Below are 19629 nucleotides of genomic sequence, written 5' to 3'. Positions count from 1 at the left end.
CCCCCGGGCGGCGGTTTTACAATTCCGAAAACCGTTCCCCACAGAGAACCCAACATGACAACAACTACAACCTCAGCATTAACTCCGAGCCCCGGTCAGCCCCACAGCGGTGTGATCGTCACAGGTGGCGCCTCAGGCATTGGCCTGGCATGCGCGGAAGCCCTGGTCGCCGTTGGTCGCCCGGTCGCCCTCTGGGATTTGGACGCCGACAAAGCCACTGCCCTTGCCCGCGACCTGGCTGGCAGGTACGACACGCCCGTCTGCGGGCTGGCCATTGACCTGACCCGCACTGACGGCATCGCGGCGGCGGTCGAGGCCAGCCGCACCGCGCTGGGCAGTATTGGCGGTCTGGTTCACGCCGCCGGCGTATCCCTGCCGGTGCCACTGGACCAATTAACCGAGGAAAGCTGGGAAACCGTGCTGCGCGTCAACCTGCGGGCACTGCCGTTTGTGGTGCAAGCCATCCGCGCCGACCTCAAAGCCCAACGCGGGTCGGCGATTGTGGGGATTGCCTCCATCAACGCCACCCTGGGCAACGCCGCCAATCCGGCTTACAGCGCCTCCAAAGGCGGCATGCTGTCGCTGATACGCGCACTCGCCGATGACCTGGGCCAGGATGGCATCCGCATCAATGCCGTCTCCCCCGGTCAGATCCTGACCCCAATGCTGCAACCGGTGGTGGAGGCACTGCCTCAGGGACAGTTCGAGCAGCGCATTTTATTGAACCGCCTGGGTGAACCCGCCGAAATCGGCCGCGCTGTGCGCTTCCTGCTGTCCGACGAAGCCAGCTATGTGACTGCCGCGGAGCTGGTCGTGGATGGCGGCAACATTTCCTCCCAGCGTATGTGAAACCATGCCTCAATCTTGCTTGCCTGCAGTTCGTACTGACCTGCGGGCTTTTTTTTGGATTTCCGATATGTGGATACCCGTTATGAAGAAACACCTTCTCCTGGCTGGTGCAGTCAGTACCCTCTTGTTCACCCTGGGATGCAATGACAGCCAACCCGGTGACGACGCCCTTGACACCCGTCCGCTCAAAGAGCGAGTGATTGCGCTGCATGGGGCCAATAACTTTCGCGACCTGGGGGGCTACCACACCGTCGACGGCCACCAGGTTCGCTACGGCCTGCTGTATCGTTCCGGTCAATTGAGTGGTCTCACCGACACGGATCAGCAACGCATTACCGAACTCGGCCTACGCAGTGTGTGTGACTTCCGCACCGCCACCGAGCGCGAACACAACCCCAGCCAACTGCCCGCCAGTGTCGAGCGCATCGAAACCTGTAACGGCAACCCGGCGACCAACCTGATGCAAGTCAGCGAGCTGATGAAAGAGAGAGGCATTGATGGCGTCGACTGGCACCAGTTTATGGTGGATGCCTATCGCAACATCGCACTGGAGTACACCGATCAATACCGGGCCCTGTTTCAGCAACTGGCGCGCCCGCAGGAATTGCCGATGCTGTTCCACTGCACCGCCGGCAAGGATCGCACCGGCTTTGGGGCCGCGCTGGTGTTGCTGGCACTGGGCGTGCCGGAAGCAACCGTCTTCGCCGATTACGCGTTGACCAACCAGTACCCGACCGCCATCCCCGACGCCTACGCTCCCATTAAACAGGCCGCCCCGGCACTGTTTGAAGCGCGCCCGGAGTTTTTGCAAACAGCCCTGAACGCGCTCGAGCAACGCTACGGCGGCGTCGACAATTATTTGCGCGAGGGCCTGGGGTTAACCGACGCGGAGTTATCAGCGATGCGTCACAACCTGCTGACACCCACGCCGCAATAACCTCGCGGCACAGCGTCAGCGACGGCCAATGCCGAAAACGACAGCCCCGGAGACGTCAGCTGGCCAGTGAGGCCTCTGGCGTTTCCGTCTGCTGCTTTGATCCCGAAGTGTTCCGGGTTGCCGCATGCACACCGGCACGCCGGCCGGAAAACACACAGTCGGCCAGAGACAGGCCGCTCAGGTACGAGTTGGAACAGATGCCCACCGCAGTGCGGCCGGCGGCATACAACCCTGAAATTGGTTCGCCACGGTCATTCAGGACCTCTCCGGTACCCTCGTTAACGCGCAATCCCCCTAAAGTGATCGCATGACAGGGCACACGGGTATTACTGATGGAAATGTCGATGGCGTAAAACGGCCCCTGGTCCAGTGGCTGCATGTACTTGCCGGCTTTACCGAATTGATCTTCACCGCTGTGCACACCGGCGTTGTAGGTCTCCAGGCTGCGCTGCAAATCATCGGCGTCGAAGCCACACGCCTCAGCCAATGCAGCCGGGGATTGGGCTTTCACCGATGAGGCATTCAAAAACAGCCGCGCCGGTAACCAGGCGTGCCAGGGAAGTTTGCCGGGACGGGCTGCCCGTTTACACTGATCGATGAGCGTCTGATCCATAATCAGGTAGGCCCGCTTGCCCTCGGTCGCCATCACTTTATCCGCGGTGGTGGCACCGTACAGATCTTCGTTACAGATGCGCTGGCCGGTTTTATCCACCACCATCCCCTTCAGCATGTCGGCAGGTGGTGAGAAAAAACGCCAGGCGGAAATGCGTTCCAGGTGTGCAACGGCACCGCCTGCGCTGACCCCCAAACCAATGCCGGAGCCATTGCACTCTTCACCCAAAGGCAGTGGCACCGTATAGTCCGGTGCCACCTGAGCCAGTAGCGGGCGGTTAAACACAAAGCCACCGGTACTGAGAATGATTCCCTGGGTGACCCGCAGGCATCGCACCTGTCCACACCGCCGCATCAGGTGCACCAAACGGCGAATCAACCCACCCAGCTGCGGCGAAAACAACGCAAAACGATTGGCAAAGCGATTGGTGAGCGCCATCAAACAGCGAACCAGCGGCTGGGTGGGCGCCTGCAGGTATTCAACCCCCAGAAGGCGATGGTCGCGATCGACAATCAAACGCTGTACTTCACAGTGTGGCTGAATGTCGATGTGTTCATGCATACTGGCGGAACGGTGCAGACTGGCAAACAACACCCGTCCGGTAAAATCCTCACCGGCGGTGCGGTGTCCCCGCTTGGCCGGCGTCGCTTGCTGGCGATACGGCATGCAGGTTTCGTTGCCAGAATAATAGAGAAAATAGCCTTCCGGCGGGTAAGACGCCTTGTCGTTGTAAGCGGTACCACTGAAAGGCACCCCGTGGGCCTGCAGCCAGTCAATATTTTCTACGCTGTGTTCGCAAAAGCGCCTGAGGGTCTCTTCCGACACCACACCTGCGGTTTCTTGCCGCAGGTAGTTCAACATGTTCTCGACGCTGTCCTGCTCACCTGCCTGCTGTTGAAAACGGGTACCGCCGCCGGCGTACACCACCCCACCACTCAATGCGCTGGCACCACCGCCATTGAGCCGATCCAGCACAGTGACCCGGGCCCCGTCTTCAGCCGCCTGCAAGGCTGCACTGGCACCTGCGGCACCATATCCCACCACCGCCACCTGCGTTTCACCGTGCCACTGGCACTCGCCAGCGGTATTGACTACCCGGGGCGGCGCCACTGCCGTCTGTAATTGTTGCCGCCACCGTGAGGACGGACGCTGCTCGTTATTCATACTGTGGCCTCATTCAATTGAATCATCCTTATTATTTTTTAGGGCTTATGATTTCAGGCTGCATTGAGGCAACCACTGTAAAACCGGCGCATGCGGTTAACACACGAACGCTCGATTCTGCTCTGATGGCGATACCAACTCATCGTCCATCAGGACGATAATCCCACGGCTGAAGCTGCTTACAATCAAAGTAATAACGATAATCCTGCAGGAGAGAACCCAATGCCCTCACCCAGCCCGCTGCACCCGGCGTTACAGGCCTTATTGGCCGGCTTTGCCGAAACGCCAATGCCAGCCATCGAAACCATGGACATCCACACCATGCGGCAGATCTTTGATACCCCGCTGCCCATGGCCAAAGCGGCGGTGGGCGGTGTGCAGGAACTGCAGGTACCGGGCGCCGAAGGTCCGCTGGCTGCGCGCCTGTACCTGCCGCAAGCGCAACCGCAACGCCTGATCGTGTTTTTTCACGGTGGCGGCTTTGTCATGGGTACGCTGGAAACTCACGACAGCCTCTGCCGCCATCTGTGCCAGGAGCTCAACAGCAGCGTGCTCTCGGTCGCCTATCGCCTGGCACCCGAACACCCCTTTCCCGCCGCCCCCGAAGACTGCTATGCAGCGACCCAATGGGCGGCGGCCCAGCGCCAGCAGTTAGCCAGCGCTGATTGCCCCCTATTGCTGGCCGGCGACAGTGCCGGTGCCGGCCTGTGCGCTGCCGTCTGCTTACTCAGTCGGGAGCGCTCGGAGGCCGCCGCGATTGACGGCCAAATGCTGTTTTACCCCACACTGACCCCGCAACAGGATACCGACAGTTACCGCGAACTGGGCAACGGCGACTTTTTTCTCAGTCGGGGCATGATGCAGTTTTACTGGGACAACTACCTGCCGGCTCAGCTGGATGCCAGCCAGACCGGTGCCGTACCATTGCAAGCTGTCAGCCTGGCCGGCCTGCCGCCCACCCAGCTGGTGATGGCTGAGCTGGATCCTTTGAAAGACGAGGGCCTGGCGTTTGCCGAGCGCCTGCAACAGGCCGGCATCAACGTCTGCAGTGAGGTCGTCCCGGGCATGATTCACGGCTTTATGTCCATGCCTGGCGTCGAAGAGGAGGTCAAGGCTATACTCCGGGCCATAAAGTGTCGTTTATAATGATAGTAATTATAAAAACATCGCCCTCGCTTAGAAGCCGGTAGCCTATGCAAAACCTGTCAATCCAAGCGTACAATCAGCTGTTGAACCTACTGTACAAAGGCGCTTTTGAAGCCTCCCCCTGGTTCAGTTGTCTGGCCAAGCTTGATGAGATTCTGAATCTCAATGCCAGCTTTCTCTTCCTGCGCTCGCCAACCCACAACGATGGCGGCCTGATGATCTCCAGTAACCAGCGGATCGATTCCGTCACTCCTGAAAATCCCGCCAACCTTTATACCCAAGGCTATTACACCAGCGATCCGCTGGTGAATCTTCCCGTGGGTAAAGTGGTGTTAATTGAAGACGTGATTGACCGCGCCACACTGGAAGCCAGTGAGCTCTTCCAGCTGGGCATGAAGCCGATTGATATCTATTACTCGGCAGGTCTGGATCTGGAATACGACAACAAGCAGCGGTTTTCCGTGCGCTTTACCCGTTCACAGCAACAGGGTCCCTTCACCGCAGAGGAATGTGACTTTCTGACCATGCTGGCCGAACACATTCAGCGGGCGGTGGCCTACGGCGAAAAACTGATCCGTCTCGACAGCGAGCGGCAAATGTGGGCCAGCTCCGTGTCCGGCAAATCCATCGGTGTGGTCATGCTGGATGAAACCGGCGCTATCGTGCGCACCACCGCTGTGGCGGATCGTCGCCTGAGTGAAAAAGACGGCTTAAGTCAGCTGCACAACCGCCTGTACTTGAAAAACCCCGACCTCAACCAGAAACTCAAGACATACATTCATGAAGCACTGCAACAGCAACGCGAAGACAAGCCAGTTAGCATTAACGCGCTGGCAGTACCGCGCCCCTCCGGCAAGCCCGATTACGAAATGGTGATCAAACCGCTGCCCTTCGATCCAATGATCGATACCCGCGGATCCCCTCACCTGAGTGTGTTTATTTACGCACCGGATCAAACCGGTGAAATCAACCTGCGGCTGCTGATGAAACTGTATCAACTGACCGTGACCGAAGCTTCAGTGGCGATTATGTTGACCCAGGGCCACACGCTGGATGAAGTGGCATCGGGGATGAACATGGCCCGCAACACCGCGCGGGCGCATTTGCGAGCCATCTTTTCAAAAACCGGCGTCACCCAGCAATCCATGCTGGTGAGTCTGGTGCTGAAAAGTCTGGCGTCCATGCCCTGAGCCACAAATACCGGTTACAGATACGGCGGGGTGATGGTGGAGGAATTGTCCAACCGAATCGCCGCGCCGTTGATGTGACGGGATTCGTCGGAGGCCAAAAACAGGATCGTATTGGCCACGTCTTCCGGCAGACAAGTATAGCTGGCCGCCACCTGCCCCTTGGCTTCATCCATGATCGGGCTACTGGCCGCTGCAGCGAGCTCCGCGACCATGGGTGTGGCAATGCCATCAGGATGAACGGTGTTGCAGCGCACCTTGTTGCCCGCCTTGTGGCAATATACCGCCACACTTTGCGTCAGACCACGCACCGCAGCTTTGCTGCTCGAATAAGCGGCAAACTGCGGCATACCTACCAGCGCCGACGACGAGGACATATTGATAATCGAGCCTCCGCCGGATTTTTCCATCAACGGCAGGGCGTACTTGATTGCCAGGAAAATACTCTCGGTGTTGACGGTATGGATGCGACGCCAGCCTTCCAGGGTTTCTGCCTTGATGTCGGCCATTTTCAAAATGGCGGCGTTGTTGACCAGGATATCCAGGCGACCGTATTCCTGTTCCACCATGTCAATCAACGCCTGCCAGCCGGCCTCGTCACTGACGTCCTGGGTGATAAAGCGGGCATTGCCGCCAATGTCTGCGGCCGCCTGCTGACCCGCTTCGGCATTCACATCGGTCAGAATCACCGTGGCGCCTTCACGGCTCAGCAACTCGGCATCGGCGCGACCGACGCCACGACTGGCCCCGGTGACGATGGCCACTTTTCCAGCAACTCGATTTGTCATAACGTTTTCTCTGATAATGGTTATTTTGGGATGCCCCAGCCCTTACCCTAAACGGGCTCAGGTTGCGGGGCGTCCTCTGTTTGGACTAAAGAACTGTTTGGACTAAAGCACTGATTAAAAAAAGGGTTTGTTTGAGCTAAAAGTCGACGCGATAGCGATACGATTCAGAGCATTTCAAACGCGTCCAGCTTCGGTGCCTGCATTTCTTCTGCAAAGCGCGCGCGCGACCAGGGCCAGGTGGCCGGCACCCCTTCGGCGTCCAGATACCAACTCTGACAACCGCTGCCGAACACCGTAGTTTTGGCCGCACTGATACGCGCCTTGTCGAACGCTTCCAGCGCTTCACGGGTCGCCGCAATATGACGACATTCACCGGACGCGACCTTGTCGATCAACTGGCTGATGTAATGCCACTGCTGTTCGGCAATCTCGATCAGGGAGAAATTACCCACCGGGCCGTTGGGCCCATTGAGCATAAACAGGTTGGGAAATTCCGGAATGGAGATGGCCATGTAAGCGGTAGGCTTAGGCGTCCAGACCTCATTCAATAGCGTGCCATTGCGCCCGGTCACATTCATGGGCCGCATAAATTGATCAGCGTGAAACCCTGTCGCAAACACGATCACGTCCAGCTCAATCAAACGACCGTCCTTGGTGCGCACCCCGGCTGGCTCAATGCACTCGATTCCCTCTACCACCAACTCGGCGTTGGGGTGCTGAACTTTTTCATAATAATCGGTCGAAAAAATCAAGCGCTTACAGGCCACGCGGTAGTCGGGACGCAGTTTTTCCCGCAACACCGGATCGCTGACGCTGTTATCCAGATTGCCAATCACCAGCGTTTCAATCTCATGCATCGCGTCGGAGTCCGGGTCGACAATGGCCTCGCTGAAACGCTCAATACTGGCATTCAGGGTGGGGTCATTCTGGACCTGGTGCAACAAGGCCGGATCGCTGCGCAAGGCCTGCTTTTCCTCATTGGTGAAAGGTCGGTTTTCAATCGGCATGATCCACTGCGGCGTGCGCTGGAAGTGACACAGTTTCGCTGCTCGCGGTGCCAGTTCAGACACAATTTGCACACCGGTGGAACCGTTGCCAATAATGCCGATGCGTTTGCCCTCCAAAGGCACCGCATGGTCCCACTGGGCACTGTGAAACAGAGCGCCGGCAAAACTGTCGGCGCCTTTAATGTCCGGCCAGCGTGGATGGTGCAACACACCGGTGGCGGCAATGACAAAATCAGCGCTGTCCTTGATGCCCGCCGCGGTTTCCAACTGCCACCGATCACCGTCAAACTCACAGCGAATCACTTCCTGGTTGAACGCAATGTTGTCCACCCGGTAGTCGGCAACAATGCCCTCAAAGTAGCGCTGAATTTCGCCACCCGGGGGCATAATCTGACTCCAGTCCGGATTGGGGGCAAAGGAGTAGGTGTAGGAGTGAGAAGGCACGTCACAGGTCAGTCCCGGGTAGGTGTTCTCACGCCAGGTACCGCCGATCCTGGCGGCCTTTTCATAGATCGTCACATTCTGAAAACCCGCTTCGCGCAGTTTGATTGCACTTAAAATGCCAGCCATACCGGCACCAATAATGACAAAGCGCAACTCGCGCCCTTGTGATTCTTTGCTCATAGCCTATATCTACTCCGTATCGCGATAACTTATTCAGGTCTGGTATGATTTTTTATCCAGGCTTTAATCTAAGCAGTGGTCGGTCCTGAAGCATCCTGCGTATAGACTAGGCATTTTTACGTGGCTTTCGACAGTCCTTTGCCAAAGTTCACGACCACCCTCCTGTGTGGGAATGGCGCTCACACCTTGCCGCTCGGTAAGCGCTAATAAACAGTTCCGAGGGCGCTAATGACGTATATTGGCTTCACTCCAGAATGCCCGCATCGACACCACCCGCCCCTCACCGTCGACAACAAAGTGATCGATGATTTCGTAAGTGATGGCCATATCCGCAGTGCGGGCATGCACCAAAAACGGAAACACCATTTCGTTGGCCGCACAGCGAACCGCGCCGGTCCGCTCAGCCGTAATGTCCATGGCCACAGTGTGACCATAAAACTCACGGATCGCCGCTTTACCCGCCAGCACCCCACTGCCAACCGGATCTTCAACCGTGGCGTCGTCGGCATAGAGCGCCATAATCCCCTCCAGATCCCCTTCACTCAAACAGCGCATATAGGTATCCACAATGTGCTCAGCAGCTTGATGAGTCAGCATGATTTTTTCCTCTTCATTGCAAAAAAAATTAAAGGTGACAAGATCGTCGCCCAAAAATAAAGACAGGGCCGCTTCGGTGAAGCCGCCCTGTCTTTGATCAAGTGTTTACGGATCAGGAGGCGTAGGCCTCGAGATAGGTTTGAGGGCGCTGTGCCTCTGGCAGGTCCGCCACGTCGGTGTAAAACTGCGTGTACCATTTGCGCAGTTTCATCACATGGCCATCGGCATGGCACAGTAATGGCTGTTCCAAAAACGTTTTATGGCGCCAGATTTCCACGTCTTCGTAAAAAGCCTCTTGCGCCTTGGCCACATAGGCGTTGGCGATTTCCCGCATTTCCTCGTCGCTCTTGCCAGGGATTTTTTTCACCATCACCCCAAAGCGCAAATCAAAGCTGTTGCCGTCAATGGGCGCGTGGCAATTCAACAGCCGGCTCTCAACATCCCCCTCCATCACTGTGATCTGATAGGACGGTCCGTAATAAGTGGCGGTGGTTTTCAACAGGTCTTTCCCCAGCCGCTCGCTTCTGGCCTCCATGATCTGCACTGCCATGTGATCGATAAACTGATTTTCAAAATGATGCCAGGGGGCGCCATGCACCGGCCCGAAGTGGGCCTTGTCGGCGACGTTATCCACCAGCTCTCTTGGGTGTACCGGAATGTGAATGGTGTCCACCACCCAGGGCAGCCATTCGTCGCTGCTGCACTCCTGCATTTCAGGAATTTCATAATAGGGCAGGTTGTTTTCCGGATCGTGCCAGACAAACACCAGGTTGTTGCGTTCACACACCGGCCAGGCTTTGATTTTGGCGGTGGGCGGCACCACCTTGGCGTAAGGAATATCCTCACAGGCGCCATCGCACCCCCACTGCCAATGGTGGAACGGACACTGGATAGAGTTGGCCACCACCTTGCCTTTGCCCAGATCCGCGCCCATGTGCGGGCAGTAGCCATCCAGCACATAGACGTGGTTGTCCTCTCCGCGGTAGGCGACGATTTTGGTTCCAAAGTAGGAAAAACTTTTGGCCTCTCCCTGAGGGAAATCCCAACCCGTCCCGATTACGTGCCAGCCGCGCGCGAAACGCGGTTTGTCAGTGGCGATGGTCAATGCTGCTGTCATAGTGAATCATCCAGTATTCCACACAATATGTAAGGATTATCCACGGCAAGCCTGCCCTTCTCCTCGTCCAAGAGGACTACGAAATGCGCCGGCCCCACCGCTAGACTGAATTGGTCTGTAAAGATCTGATAGCGGATGCTCCAATTAGCCCTTCGCCAACGTACACAAGTGCCAGCGCAGCCGATGAGCGTACCCTGTCCCCGCGCCTAGTCTGTACGGAGTAGAAACCCGCAAAATCGGCGCTATTTCTGTCAGTGTCGATTGTTTGCCGGAAACAGAGTTGCGATACTCAAAACGAATTGCGTAACCAGCAGGAAGTTCAAACCGCTTATGAACAGTTTTAACGGCAAAAGTGTCATCGTCACCGGTGGCGGTAAAGGCGTCGGTCTCGGCATCAGCGAGGCGTTTCTGGCCGCCGGTGCCCAGGTCACTATTTGCGGGCGTCGCCCTCCCGAGCAGACGCCCGAGGTGAACGGCAACTGCGCCCGCTTCATCGCAGCCGATGTGCGCAAGCCCGAAGACACCCAGCGCCTGATCGACAGCGTTATGGAAACCAGCGGTCGACTCGATGTGCTGATCAATAACGCCGGTGGCAGCCCCCCGATTGCCGCCGCCGACGCGCCTTACAAATTGACCGAATCCATCATCCGCCTGAACCTGATTGCACCGATGATCTTTGCCCAGCAGGCCCACGCCGTCATGCTGCGCAATGCCGAGGGCGGCAGCATCATTAACATTGCCAGTGTCTCCGGCGAGCGACCGTCACCGGGTACCGCCGCCTACGGTGCCGCCAAAGCCGGACTGATTAACGTCAGCCGCTCACTGGCGCAGGAGTGGGGTCTGGATAAAGTGCGGGTCAACAGCATCATCGCCGGCCTGATTCGCACCGAAGCCTCGGAAGAACACTACGGCGGTCAGAGAGGCATGCAGATGCTGGAACAAGCGTTACCGATGGGGCGTATGGCCGTGCCGGCTGACATTGCCAACGCCTGTCTGTTCCTGGCCTCGCCCACCTCCGCTTACGTCAGCGGCGCGGCCCTGGAAGTCTATGGTGGCGGTGAACCGCCGAGTTTTTTGCGCATCGCCGAAGAGGCCGCGGCCTTGTCACAATAACCCACTCGCAGCGCTGTTGAATAAAAACAGATGAAGAAACAGCTGGCCTAGTCAAATTCTTCAGCAACGATTTTACACGCTAAGCCTCCTACATTTGGACCATGCGTCCATGGTGTTTCCCCAGCACACTGTTGTGAATAACAATAAACGCAAGGGGAAACACCATGCCGCACACCCAGCACCCCGTCACCGACGGGGACATCATTTCGGGCGAACTGTGGAATCAGTTCTGTGACACCCTGAAACAGGCCGGTCAGCAAATTCTGCGACCGGAAGCCCCAACCGACGCTGCCACCCGTGCCGAGGGGTTTCGCTACCTGACGCGATTACTGCGCATCGGCCTGGAAATGCACGTAGAATTTTCCGATCCGCAATTTCCCGGCTTTTTTAAACCGTCTCACGAGACCGCCAAAATCGGTGCCGACAACCCGGACAATCTCTATCAATCCGCCCGTCTTAACGGACAATATGAATACCGCATACGCGGCCAGCGCAACACGGTGCACTATCTGAGCTTTCGCACGCAAAAAGGCGGTTATGAAAGCGACGGCAGCATGATTGAAACCGGCTTTCTCGACAGCAATCAACTGTCACCCGATGAACAGGGCCAGTTTGAAATCATTGTCAGCCGCGATAGACCCCAACAATTACTGCCCCACAGCCACTGGTTGCCTATGGAGGCGGACAGCAACGCATTGGTGGTGCGGCATACCTTTCACGACCGGCAGCAGGAGCGCGCCGCCGAGTTAACCCTGCAGCGACTGGACGGCGATAGTGCACCGCCCCCCCTGCAAGCGGCCACGCTGGCCCGAGGCCTGCTGGATGCGGCCCACTTTGTCGACGGCACCGCTCGTCTGTTTGCCGACTGGGCCGCAAGCTACCTGCCCCACAGCAACCTGTTACCAGCGGCCAACCAGGCTGAGTGCCAGTCTGTTGGCGGCGACCCGAACATTTTTTATTACCACAGTCACTGGGCGCTGGCCGAGGACGAGGCACTGGTAGTTGATGTGGCGCAAGTGCCCGACTGCGATACCTGGAACCTGCAGATCAACAATTACTGGATGGAATCACTCGACTACCGCTACCACCGCATCTGCATCAACAAACACACCGCCCACTACCATGCGGACGGCAGTGTGCAATTGATTCTCGCCCATCGCGATCCGCAGCACCGCAACTGGCTCACCACCGCCGGCTATACCCAGGGCACCCTGTGTTTTCGCTGGGTCGGTGCCGAGCAGCAGTGCCACCCCACCACCCGGGTGGTGAAGTTGCAGCAATGGCTGGCCGACCAGTCCGCCACGGCGGGAGCAACTTTATGAGCAACCCCCGACTGGAACTCCCGACCCTGCTGCTGGACGCGCAGCAGCAAACCGGGTTAAGTGATTTTGGTGACGACAGTTTTCGTGAGGCCTGCCAGCGTTTGTTGTGGTCCCTGAATACAGAAGCCAATCTGAATGACATCGGCCGTGACAGCCAGTATCAGCGTATCCTTACGATTCTGAAAACCCGGTTGCGCTTTGCCCACTACCTCAAACAGTACCCGCAAATTCTCGACGAAGTGATTGAGCCGCCGCTGGTGATTGTTGGCCTGCCGCGTACCGGCACCACCCTGCTGCAGCGCATGCTGGCAACGGACCCGCGCTTTTACTCGGCCATGTACTGGGAAACGCTGTACCCGGTGCCACTGGAAGACATTGACTTTAGTCAGCCTGAGGATCCGCGCATCGACGCCGCCCGGGCCCAGGTGCAGATGATGCTCGACACCGTCCCGGAGTTGGCCGCCATACACCCGCTGGAAGCCGAGGCCGCCGACGAGGAGATCACGCTGCTGGAGCAGTCGTTCTTCAGCACCAACCCCGAAGCCATGGCCAATGTCCCCGGCTTCGGCGCATGGCTCGAACAACAAGATCAAAGCCCCGGCTACCGCTATCTGAAGCAACTGCTGCAGTTTCTGCAGTGGCAAAAAAAACAGCGCGGCCACAGCGCCCGTCGCTGGGTGTTGAAATCGCCCCACCATATCCACTGTATCGACTCGCTGTTTGCCGAGTTTCCCGACGCGCAGGTGATACAAACTCATCGTGATCCGCTGCAGACTATTCCGTCACTGGCAAGCTTTATCCATCACCTGTGGCAACTGGGCAGTGACCAGGCCGACCCCTTGGCGGTGGGCGAACAGTGGCATCGCAAAATGGCAGCGGGTCTGCACAAGACCCTGGAATTTCGCCAGCGCCAGCATGGGGATCGGTTTTTGGACGTGCGCTTTATCGACACCGTCGAGCGGCCGCTGGCGGTAATCGAGGCCATTTACCAGTTTGCCGACATGCCCCTGACCGCCGAGACCCGTACCAACATTGAAAATTGGCGCGCGCGTAACCACCGTGACCAACGCGCGCCCCACCATTACAGCCTGGCGCAATTTGGCTTGAGTGAACCTCAAATGGATCGCGATTACCGCGCCTACCGCGACACTTACATTCACCCGGAGAAAGTGTGATGTTATTGCGTAACAAGGTAATTATTATATCGGGCATCGGCCCTGGCCTCGGAGTTAAACTGGCGCTGCACGCCGCTCAAGAAGGCGCCCGCGGCGTGGTTCTGGCCGCCCGCACCGCCGCCAAACTGGACGCTGCCGAGGCCCAGATCCGGGCCCTCAACAGTGACTGCCAGACCCTTAAGGTAGTCACCGATATTTGCGATCGCAACCAGTGCGATGATCTGGTGAAACAGACCGTCGACACCTTTGGGCGCATCGATGCCCTCATCAACAGCGCCTACTACCATGGCGAATTCGAGGCTATTGAACACGCCGATATGGAACTCTGGCGCAAAGTCCTCGACACCAATTTGATCGGCACCATGAACATGACCCAGGCCGTCATTGCCACCATGAAAGCCCAGCAACAAGGGGCCATTGTCATGATCAATACCCAGGCCACCCGCCAACCGGCGGTGCTGGACATCGGCGGCGAATCCGGATACGCCGCCTCCAAAGGTGGGCTGGCCGTCGCCAGTAAATACCTGGCCCGGGAACTGGGCGCTTACGGTATTCGAGTCAACAACGCGCACATGGGCTGGATGTGGGGTGAGCCGGTAAAAAGTTACGTCCAACACACCGCCGCAGAACAAGGCATTCCGGAACAGAATCTGATCGACGCCCTGGCGACAAACATGGCGCTTAAGCGTATCTGTACCGACGACGAATGCGCGCGCGCGGCCCTGTTTCTCGCCTCGGACTACGCCTCGGCCATTACCGGTGCCAGCCTTGATGTCAACGGCGGGGATTTCTTGCCGCTTTGAACGAGCTGCGCGGACATGGGCATCGGCTGCCCTTATTCATCATTCAACATTCATCACGAGACTCAATATGGCCAAGGACATTGTGACCTCCATCAGCGTCGACATCGACGCCCCCGCCAGCCTGGTCTGGCAAGTGCTCACCGACCTGGAACGCTACGGCGACTGGAACCCCTACACGGTGCGAGTCGAATCCAGTATGCAATTGCACGAGAAAGTTGATTTGTACCTGCCCAAACCCGATGGCTCGGGCGAGCTGATGATGCAGCGCGAGTACCTGCTCTGCTGGGAACCGCAAAAGCGTCTGTCCTGGGGCATGAAATGGCTGCACCCCTGGCTGCTGGGCGCCCGTCGCGACCAGTACCTGGAAACCCTGCCCGACGGCAAGACCCGCTACTACACCACCGACCGTTTTTCCGGCCTGTTTACCAAAGCGGTGATGAAAAACCACGGCGCCTGGATCAAACAGGGGTTTGACGACGTTGCCCGGCAACTCAAAGCCCGTGCCGAAGCCCTGGTCTGAGGCCAACCCAAAGACACCCACGGCTCAGGGGGCGCCCACCAGCCGCTGCAAAAATTCGTCAATGCGCGCATCCACCGACAGCTTGCGGCCGTCGGCAGAGAGACTGGGTACCGCCGCCGGGTAGAAATGACCAAAGCCCGGCACCCAGGCCAACTCATGAGTCACCCCGGTGTTGTGGTAGAGCGAGAGCAGCATGGGTAAAAAATCACGGATAGCCATCGACGCCCTGCCCCTGGGACTCGGCAAACGCACCATCAATCAGGGACCGCTGGGCCTAAGCTACATGGTCAATATGCTGCACGCGTGGATGGGGCCTGAATGCATTCAACGCCTGGTCATGACCTTTCCCCAGGTCGTGCTGGATGGGGAGCGAGTCGTTGCCAGAGGCACCATCACCGCATTGCGCACGATCGACGCGCGTTCTGTGGCGGACTGTGATATTTGGTTGGAACATGACGACAGGGGAATATTGTTGGCCGGGACTGCCACTGTATGGATCAACGGCTGACACAAACTACTAGTGTGTGTGCCGGTCACCTGGGCTGTGACTATCCCAGATAACAGTGACTGCCCCAAATAACATCAATGGTGAATGTACCCTAAAATACAGCCCCAAAACGCACAACTCACAGACAAAAAAAGCGGCTGCCCATCCGAAGATCGACAACCGCACAATCCCAATAAAATACCATCGGGGCAGAGAGTTTTAGCCCTTGGGCTAGATTAAAAAATTTCAAACAGCCCGGCGGCTCCCATACCGCCACCGATGCACATGGTAACCACTGCGTATTTCACCCCGCGACGCTTGCCTTCCAGCAGCACGTGGCCGACCATGCGCGCACCGCTCATGCCGAACGGATGACCGATAGCAATGGCCCCGCCGTTGACGTTCAGTTTGTCGTTGTCGATCTCCAGTTTATCGCGGCAGTAGACCACCTGGGAGGCGAAGGCTTCGTTCAGTTCCCACAGGCCAATGTCGTCGACCGTCAGACCGTGACGTTGCAGTAACTTGGGAATCGCAAACACCGGTCCGATGCCCATTTCGTCCGCTTTGCAACCGGCCACCGCCAGACCGCGGTAGGCCCCCAGTGGCGCCAGGCCCTGCTGTTCGGCCAGTTTGCTGTCCATCAACACACAGGCGCTGGCGCCGTCGGACAACTGGGAGGCGTTGCCGGCGGTAATAAACCGACCCTGCTTAACCCAGTTGCCGTCTTTCCAGACCGGCTCCAGCGATTGCAGGCTTTCCAGGGTCGTACCGGGACGGTTGCACTCGTCCTGGCTGAGCGTGACCTCCTGGTAAGTGGTTTCTTTGGTTTCCTTGTTGAACAGTGCCTTGGTGACGGTCATGGGCACAATCTCGTCAGCGAACACCCCTGCCTGCTGAGCGGCTGCGATGCGTTGCTGGCTCTGCAGGGAATAGAGATCCTGAAGCTCGCGGGAGATGTGGTAGCGATCCGCCACGATTTCCGCCGTTTCAATCATCGGAATGTAGGCGGTAGGATCAATCGCCGTCACAGTTTTGGAGACGTTGCGATAGCTGTTCTTGTGCTTGTTCTGCGTCAGGGAGATGGACTCCACCCCACCGGCGACGGCCACATCGTATTCGTTGCACATGATGCTCTTGGCAGCGGTGGCAATGCTCATCAAGCCTGACGAACACTGGCGCTCAATGGCCATGCCGGCAGTACTCTCCGGCAGCCCGCCCGCCACGGCGCACAAACGGCCCAGATTGTAAGCCTGGGTGCCCTGCTGCGCCGCGGCGCCGAAGATACAGTCGTCCACCAGGGCCGGGTCGATACCGGCTCTGGCCACCGCGGCTTGCACGACGTGGCCTCCCAGGGCGGGGGCTTCGGTATCGTTAAAAGCACCGCGGAAAGATTTTCCCAGTGCGGTACGGGCGGTGGAGACAATGACGGCTTCGCGCATAATGGCTTCCTTCGATTAAACGTTGACGGGCCATATCCTGGCCATTTCATTCAACATAATTATTGAGATTTTAACGTTGGCCCGAAACGTCAATTTGGACTAGCTGGCCAACGCTGATCGGTTCAGTTAACCCGCTGCGGGAAAATAACGGGAGATGGTATCCACCACACAAGCCGGGCGATCGCTGCCCTCGATTTCAACCGTCACCCGCACGGTGGATTGAATTGCACCTTTCACCTCTTCCACCGCGATCAGTTCACCCACCCCGCGCACCCGCGAGTTGACTTTAACCGGGCTGGGGAAACGCACCTTGTCACAGCCGTAGTTAACGCCCATGGAAATGCCCTGCACATCAAGGATTTCCGGCAGGAAGCGGTTGACCAGCGACAGGGTCAGGTAGCCGTGAGCAATGGTGTCACCAAACGGGCCATCTTTGGCCTGTGCGGGATCGACGTGAATCCACTGGTGATCGTCGGTGGCGTCGGCAAAACCGTTGATGCGGTCCTGTTCAATGCTGACCCATTCACTGGCCCCCAGGTTCTGGCCCACCGCGTCTTTAAGCTCGTGCGGGCTGTTGAATACCGTTGTCATGTTCGATCCTTAAGCTTGTTGGCTGGAACAGGCGATGTTCTCGCCGGTCAGGTAGCTGGCGTAATCGGAGGCCAGGAACATCATCACGTTGGCCACTTCCCAGGCTTCGGCACCGCGACCGTAGGCCTCTCGACCTTCCAGCTCTTGCAACAGAGCTTCGGGAGCGGATTTTTTCAGCATCGGGTGCACACACAGTGACGGCGATACCGCATTGATGCGCACACCGAACTCGGCCGCTTCCAACGCCGCACAGCGGGTCAATGCCATCACCCCCGCCTTGGCGGCGGCATAGTGACTCTGTTCTTTTTGCGCGCGCCAACCCAGTACCGAAGCGTTGTTGACGATCACCCCACCCTGCCCGCGCGCTTTCATTACTTTCATCATGTAGCGGGTCATGCGCATGGTGCCGTTGAGGGTAACGTCGAGCACTTTCATCCACTCAGCGTCTTCCATCTCAATCAATAACTTGCTGGTCCCGAGCCCGGCGTTGTTGATCAGCACATCAACGCCGCCCAGGGCGTCTTCGGCGAAGTTCACCAGCGCCTGAACGTCTTCTTCGACGGCCACATTGCAGGTTTTTCCGTAAATATTCCGCAGCCCGGTTTTTTCTTTCAGGCTGTTGACCGCGTCGGTTAAACGTCCCTCATGGATGTCACTGACAACCAGTGCGCGACAGCCCTCTTCGATGGCTTTCAACGCCGCGGCATAACCGATGCCAGCCCCGGCGGCAGCCGTCACCAGTACAGATTTGCCTTTTAACAGGCCATGACCTTCGACGTAAGTGGGGTTGTGAATATCCATTATGTACTCCAGTTATTCTGATTCGTCATTGCAAGGAATGAAATCACGAAGCAGTCCATGGCTTGGCAATCTCTAAACTACAGAGTGCCAATAATGGATTGCCGCGTCGCGTTCCTCCTCGCAATGACGTGTGTTTAGTAGCGTAATTACTGAACGGCGACCTTGGGTTCTTTCGGCATGCCCAGGCCACGCTCAGCAATAATGTTGCGCTGAATTTCGTTGGTACCGCCGTAAATGGTGTCCGAGCGCACAAACAGATACATGGATTGCAGGCGAGTCAGCTGGTAGGGACCGTCTTCGAGAATCTGGCTGTCAGGACCCAGCACGTCCATGGCCAGCTCACCCAGACTGCGGTGCCAGGTGGCCCAGAACAGTTTGTAAATGAGCGCTTCCTTTTGCAGGCTGCCATCGCTGCCGCCCTGACCGGACAACATGCGCATAGAGTTGTAGCGCATGATTTTCAATTCGGCGTGAGCGCGTGCAATGCGCTGACGAATGACCGGGTTGTGATCGGCACCGTTAGCCCTGGCTTCGCGGATGACTGCGTTCAGTTCGTTCTGAAATTGCATCTGCTGACCCAGCGTCGACACACCGCGCTCAAAGCCCAATAGCCCCATGGCCACTTTCCAGCCGTCACCCGGCTCACCTACAATGTCTTCAGCGTCGCACTCGGCGTTGTCAAAGAACACTTCATTAAATTCACTGGTACCGGTGATCTGCTGGATACCGCGCACCTCAACGCCCGGTTGAGCCATTTTTACCAAAAAGAAGCCCAGGCCTTTATGAGCGACGGAATCCGGATCGGTACGGGCAATCACAAAACAGTAATCGGATTCATGAGCCAGCGAGGTCCAAACCTTTTGTCCGTTGATGAGCCACTTGCCTTTGGCTTCATCAAACCGGGCCCGGGTTTTGACATTGGCCAGATCGGAACCGGCGCCCGGCTCGGAATAGCCCTGACACCATAACTCGGTACCGGCGACAATGCCGGGCAGGTATTTTTGTTTCTGCGCGTCACTGCCAAAAGCAATGATGGTGGGCCCCGCCAGGCCTTCACCAATATGACCGGCGCGACCGGGAGCGCCGGCGCGAGCGTACTCTTCGTTGAAGATCACCTGCTGTTCGATGGAACAACCGCGACCGCCACACTCTTGCGGCCAGCCGATACAGGTCCAGCCACCTTCGGCCAGTTTTTGTTCCCAACGCTGACGCTCGTGCGGGAACATATGCTCGTCGCCGGGGCCGCCGCGAAACTTGAGTTTTTCAAATTCGCCGGTCAGGTTTTGTTGCAGCCATTGGGCCACTTCTACGCGGAACTGCTCGTCTTCAGGACTGAAACTTAACTTCAT

The 19629-nt window shown here is 57.7% G+C and carries 20 protein-coding genes; 10 read left to right on the top strand and 10 right to left on the bottom strand.

Annotated features, from left to right (window positions below; all coding sequences use genetic code 11):
- Window positions 1–54: 54 nt before the first annotated feature.
- Window positions 55–849 carry an SDR family NAD(P)-dependent oxidoreductase gene (locus G8770_RS11190; protein WP_167186324.1) on the top strand — a complete coding sequence of 265 codons (795 nt, stop codon included), beginning with the start codon at window positions 55–57 and terminating at the stop codon, window positions 847–849.
- Between the two features lie 82 nt (window positions 850–931).
- Window positions 932–1786, top strand: coding sequence for a tyrosine-protein phosphatase (locus G8770_RS11185; RefSeq protein ID WP_167186321.1), 855 nt, complete (start codon window positions 932–934; stop codon window positions 1784–1786).
- Between the two features lie 55 nt (window positions 1787–1841).
- On the opposite strand, the gene G8770_RS11180 is transcribed toward G8770_RS11185, so the two are convergent.
- On the bottom strand, window positions 1842–3563 hold the full coding sequence (locus tag G8770_RS11180) for an FAD-binding protein (RefSeq protein WP_167186318.1): 1722 nt from the start codon (window positions 3561–3563) through the stop codon (window positions 1842–1844).
- Between the two features lie 222 nt (window positions 3564–3785).
- Between G8770_RS11180 and G8770_RS11175 the strand changes: the two genes are divergently transcribed.
- Window positions 3786–4709, top strand: coding sequence for an alpha/beta hydrolase (locus tag G8770_RS11175; protein ID WP_167186315.1), 924 nt, complete (start codon window positions 3786–3788; stop codon window positions 4707–4709).
- 47 nt (window positions 4710–4756) lie between these two features.
- The gene (locus tag G8770_RS11170) at window positions 4757–5899 is read left to right on the top strand and encodes a helix-turn-helix transcriptional regulator (RefSeq protein WP_167186312.1); all 1143 of its coding nucleotides are present in this window, start codon (window positions 4757–4759) and stop codon (window positions 5897–5899) included.
- Window positions 5900–5913: 14 nt separating this feature from the next.
- Here the strand turns inward: G8770_RS11170 and G8770_RS11165 are convergent, their stop codons facing one another.
- From G8770_RS11165 to G8770_RS11150, 4 genes are all read right to left on the bottom strand, one after another.
- On the bottom strand, window positions 5914–6684 hold the full coding sequence (locus tag G8770_RS11165) for an SDR family oxidoreductase (RefSeq protein WP_167186309.1): 771 nt from the start codon (window positions 6682–6684) through the stop codon (window positions 5914–5916).
- Window positions 6685–6848: 164 nt separating this feature from the next.
- A complete protein-coding gene (locus G8770_RS11160) occupies window positions 6849–8315 on the bottom strand; it encodes a flavin-containing monooxygenase (protein ID WP_167186305.1) in 1467 nt (488 codons plus the stop codon).
- A gap of 225 nt (window positions 8316–8540) precedes the next feature.
- The gene (locus G8770_RS11155; RefSeq protein ID WP_167186302.1) at window positions 8541–8912 is read right to left on the bottom strand and encodes a nuclear transport factor 2 family protein; all 372 of its coding nucleotides are present in this window, start codon (window positions 8910–8912) and stop codon (window positions 8541–8543) included.
- A 112-nt stretch (window positions 8913–9024) separates the two neighbouring features.
- A complete protein-coding gene (locus G8770_RS11150) occupies window positions 9025–10029 on the bottom strand; it encodes a 3-ketosteroid-9-alpha-monooxygenase, oxygenase component (protein WP_167186299.1) in 1005 nt (334 codons plus the stop codon).
- A gap of 330 nt (window positions 10030–10359) precedes the next feature.
- Between G8770_RS11150 and G8770_RS11145 the strand changes: the two genes are divergently transcribed.
- The 5 genes from G8770_RS11145 to G8770_RS11125 all read left to right on the top strand — a co-directional run bounded on the left by G8770_RS11145 (window position 10360) and on the right by G8770_RS11125 (window position 14962).
- Window positions 10360–11142 carry an SDR family oxidoreductase gene (locus tag G8770_RS11145; protein ID WP_167186296.1) on the top strand — a complete coding sequence of 261 codons (783 nt, stop codon included), beginning with the start codon at window positions 10360–10362 and terminating at the stop codon, window positions 11140–11142.
- Between the two features lie 164 nt (window positions 11143–11306).
- Entirely contained in the window at window positions 11307–12464 is a 1158-nt protein-coding gene (locus G8770_RS11140) for a DUF1214 domain-containing protein (protein WP_167186293.1), read from the top strand.
- Window positions 12461–13639 carry a sulfotransferase family protein gene (locus G8770_RS11135; RefSeq protein WP_167186291.1) on the top strand — a complete coding sequence of 393 codons (1179 nt, stop codon included), beginning with the start codon at window positions 12461–12463 and terminating at the stop codon, window positions 13637–13639. Before G8770_RS11140 ends, G8770_RS11135 begins: the two co-directional genes overlap by 4 nt.
- Window positions 13639–14442, top strand: a complete 804-nt coding sequence (locus G8770_RS11130; protein ID WP_167186586.1) for an SDR family oxidoreductase — start codon at window positions 13639–13641, stop codon at window positions 14440–14442. The genes G8770_RS11135 and G8770_RS11130 overlap by 1 nt, the downstream gene beginning before the upstream one ends.
- A 67-nt stretch (window positions 14443–14509) precedes the next feature.
- Window positions 14510–14962 (top strand): SRPBCC domain-containing protein, encoded by a 453-nt coding sequence (locus G8770_RS11125; RefSeq protein ID WP_208022197.1) that lies wholly within the window; start codon window positions 14510–14512, stop codon window positions 14960–14962.
- A gap of 24 nt (window positions 14963–14986) precedes the next feature.
- Here G8770_RS11125 and G8770_RS11120 read toward each other — a convergent pair whose 3' ends face one another.
- Window positions 14987–15181, bottom strand: a complete 195-nt coding sequence (locus G8770_RS11120) for a hypothetical protein (RefSeq protein WP_167186285.1) — start codon at window positions 15179–15181, stop codon at window positions 14987–14989.
- Between G8770_RS11120 and G8770_RS11115 the strand changes: the two genes are divergently transcribed.
- Window positions 15156–15470 carry a protein dehydratase gene (locus tag G8770_RS11115; protein WP_167186282.1) on the top strand — a complete coding sequence of 105 codons (315 nt, stop codon included), beginning with the start codon at window positions 15156–15158 and terminating at the stop codon, window positions 15468–15470. The genes G8770_RS11120 and G8770_RS11115 overlap by 26 nt on opposite strands.
- A gap of 215 nt (window positions 15471–15685) precedes the next feature.
- On the opposite strand, the gene G8770_RS11110 is transcribed toward G8770_RS11115, so the two are convergent.
- The 4 genes from G8770_RS11110 to G8770_RS11095 all read right to left on the bottom strand — a co-directional run bounded on the left by G8770_RS11110 (window position 15686) and on the right by G8770_RS11095 (window position 19629).
- Window positions 15686–16888, bottom strand: coding sequence for an acetyl-CoA C-acyltransferase (locus tag G8770_RS11110; RefSeq protein ID WP_167186279.1), 1203 nt, complete (start codon window positions 16886–16888; stop codon window positions 15686–15688).
- A gap of 126 nt (window positions 16889–17014) precedes the next feature.
- Window positions 17015–17479, bottom strand: a complete 465-nt coding sequence (locus G8770_RS11105; protein WP_167186276.1) for a MaoC family dehydratase — start codon at window positions 17477–17479, stop codon at window positions 17015–17017.
- 9 nt (window positions 17480–17488) lie between these two features.
- On the bottom strand, window positions 17489–18280 hold the full coding sequence (locus tag G8770_RS11100) for an SDR family oxidoreductase (protein WP_167186273.1): 792 nt from the start codon (window positions 18278–18280) through the stop codon (window positions 17489–17491).
- Between the two features lie 146 nt (window positions 18281–18426).
- Window positions 18427–19629 (bottom strand): acyl-CoA dehydrogenase family protein, encoded by a 1203-nt coding sequence (locus tag G8770_RS11095; RefSeq protein WP_167186270.1) that lies wholly within the window; start codon window positions 19627–19629, stop codon window positions 18427–18429.

The organism is Pseudomaricurvus hydrocarbonicus, assembly GCF_011602365.1.
Lineage (GTDB): Bacteria > Pseudomonadota > Gammaproteobacteria > Pseudomonadales > Cellvibrionaceae > Pseudomaricurvus > Pseudomaricurvus hydrocarbonicus.
The sequence above is the reverse complement of the archived record's forward strand: the minus strand, read 5'-3'. Positions and strand labels throughout refer to the sequence as shown.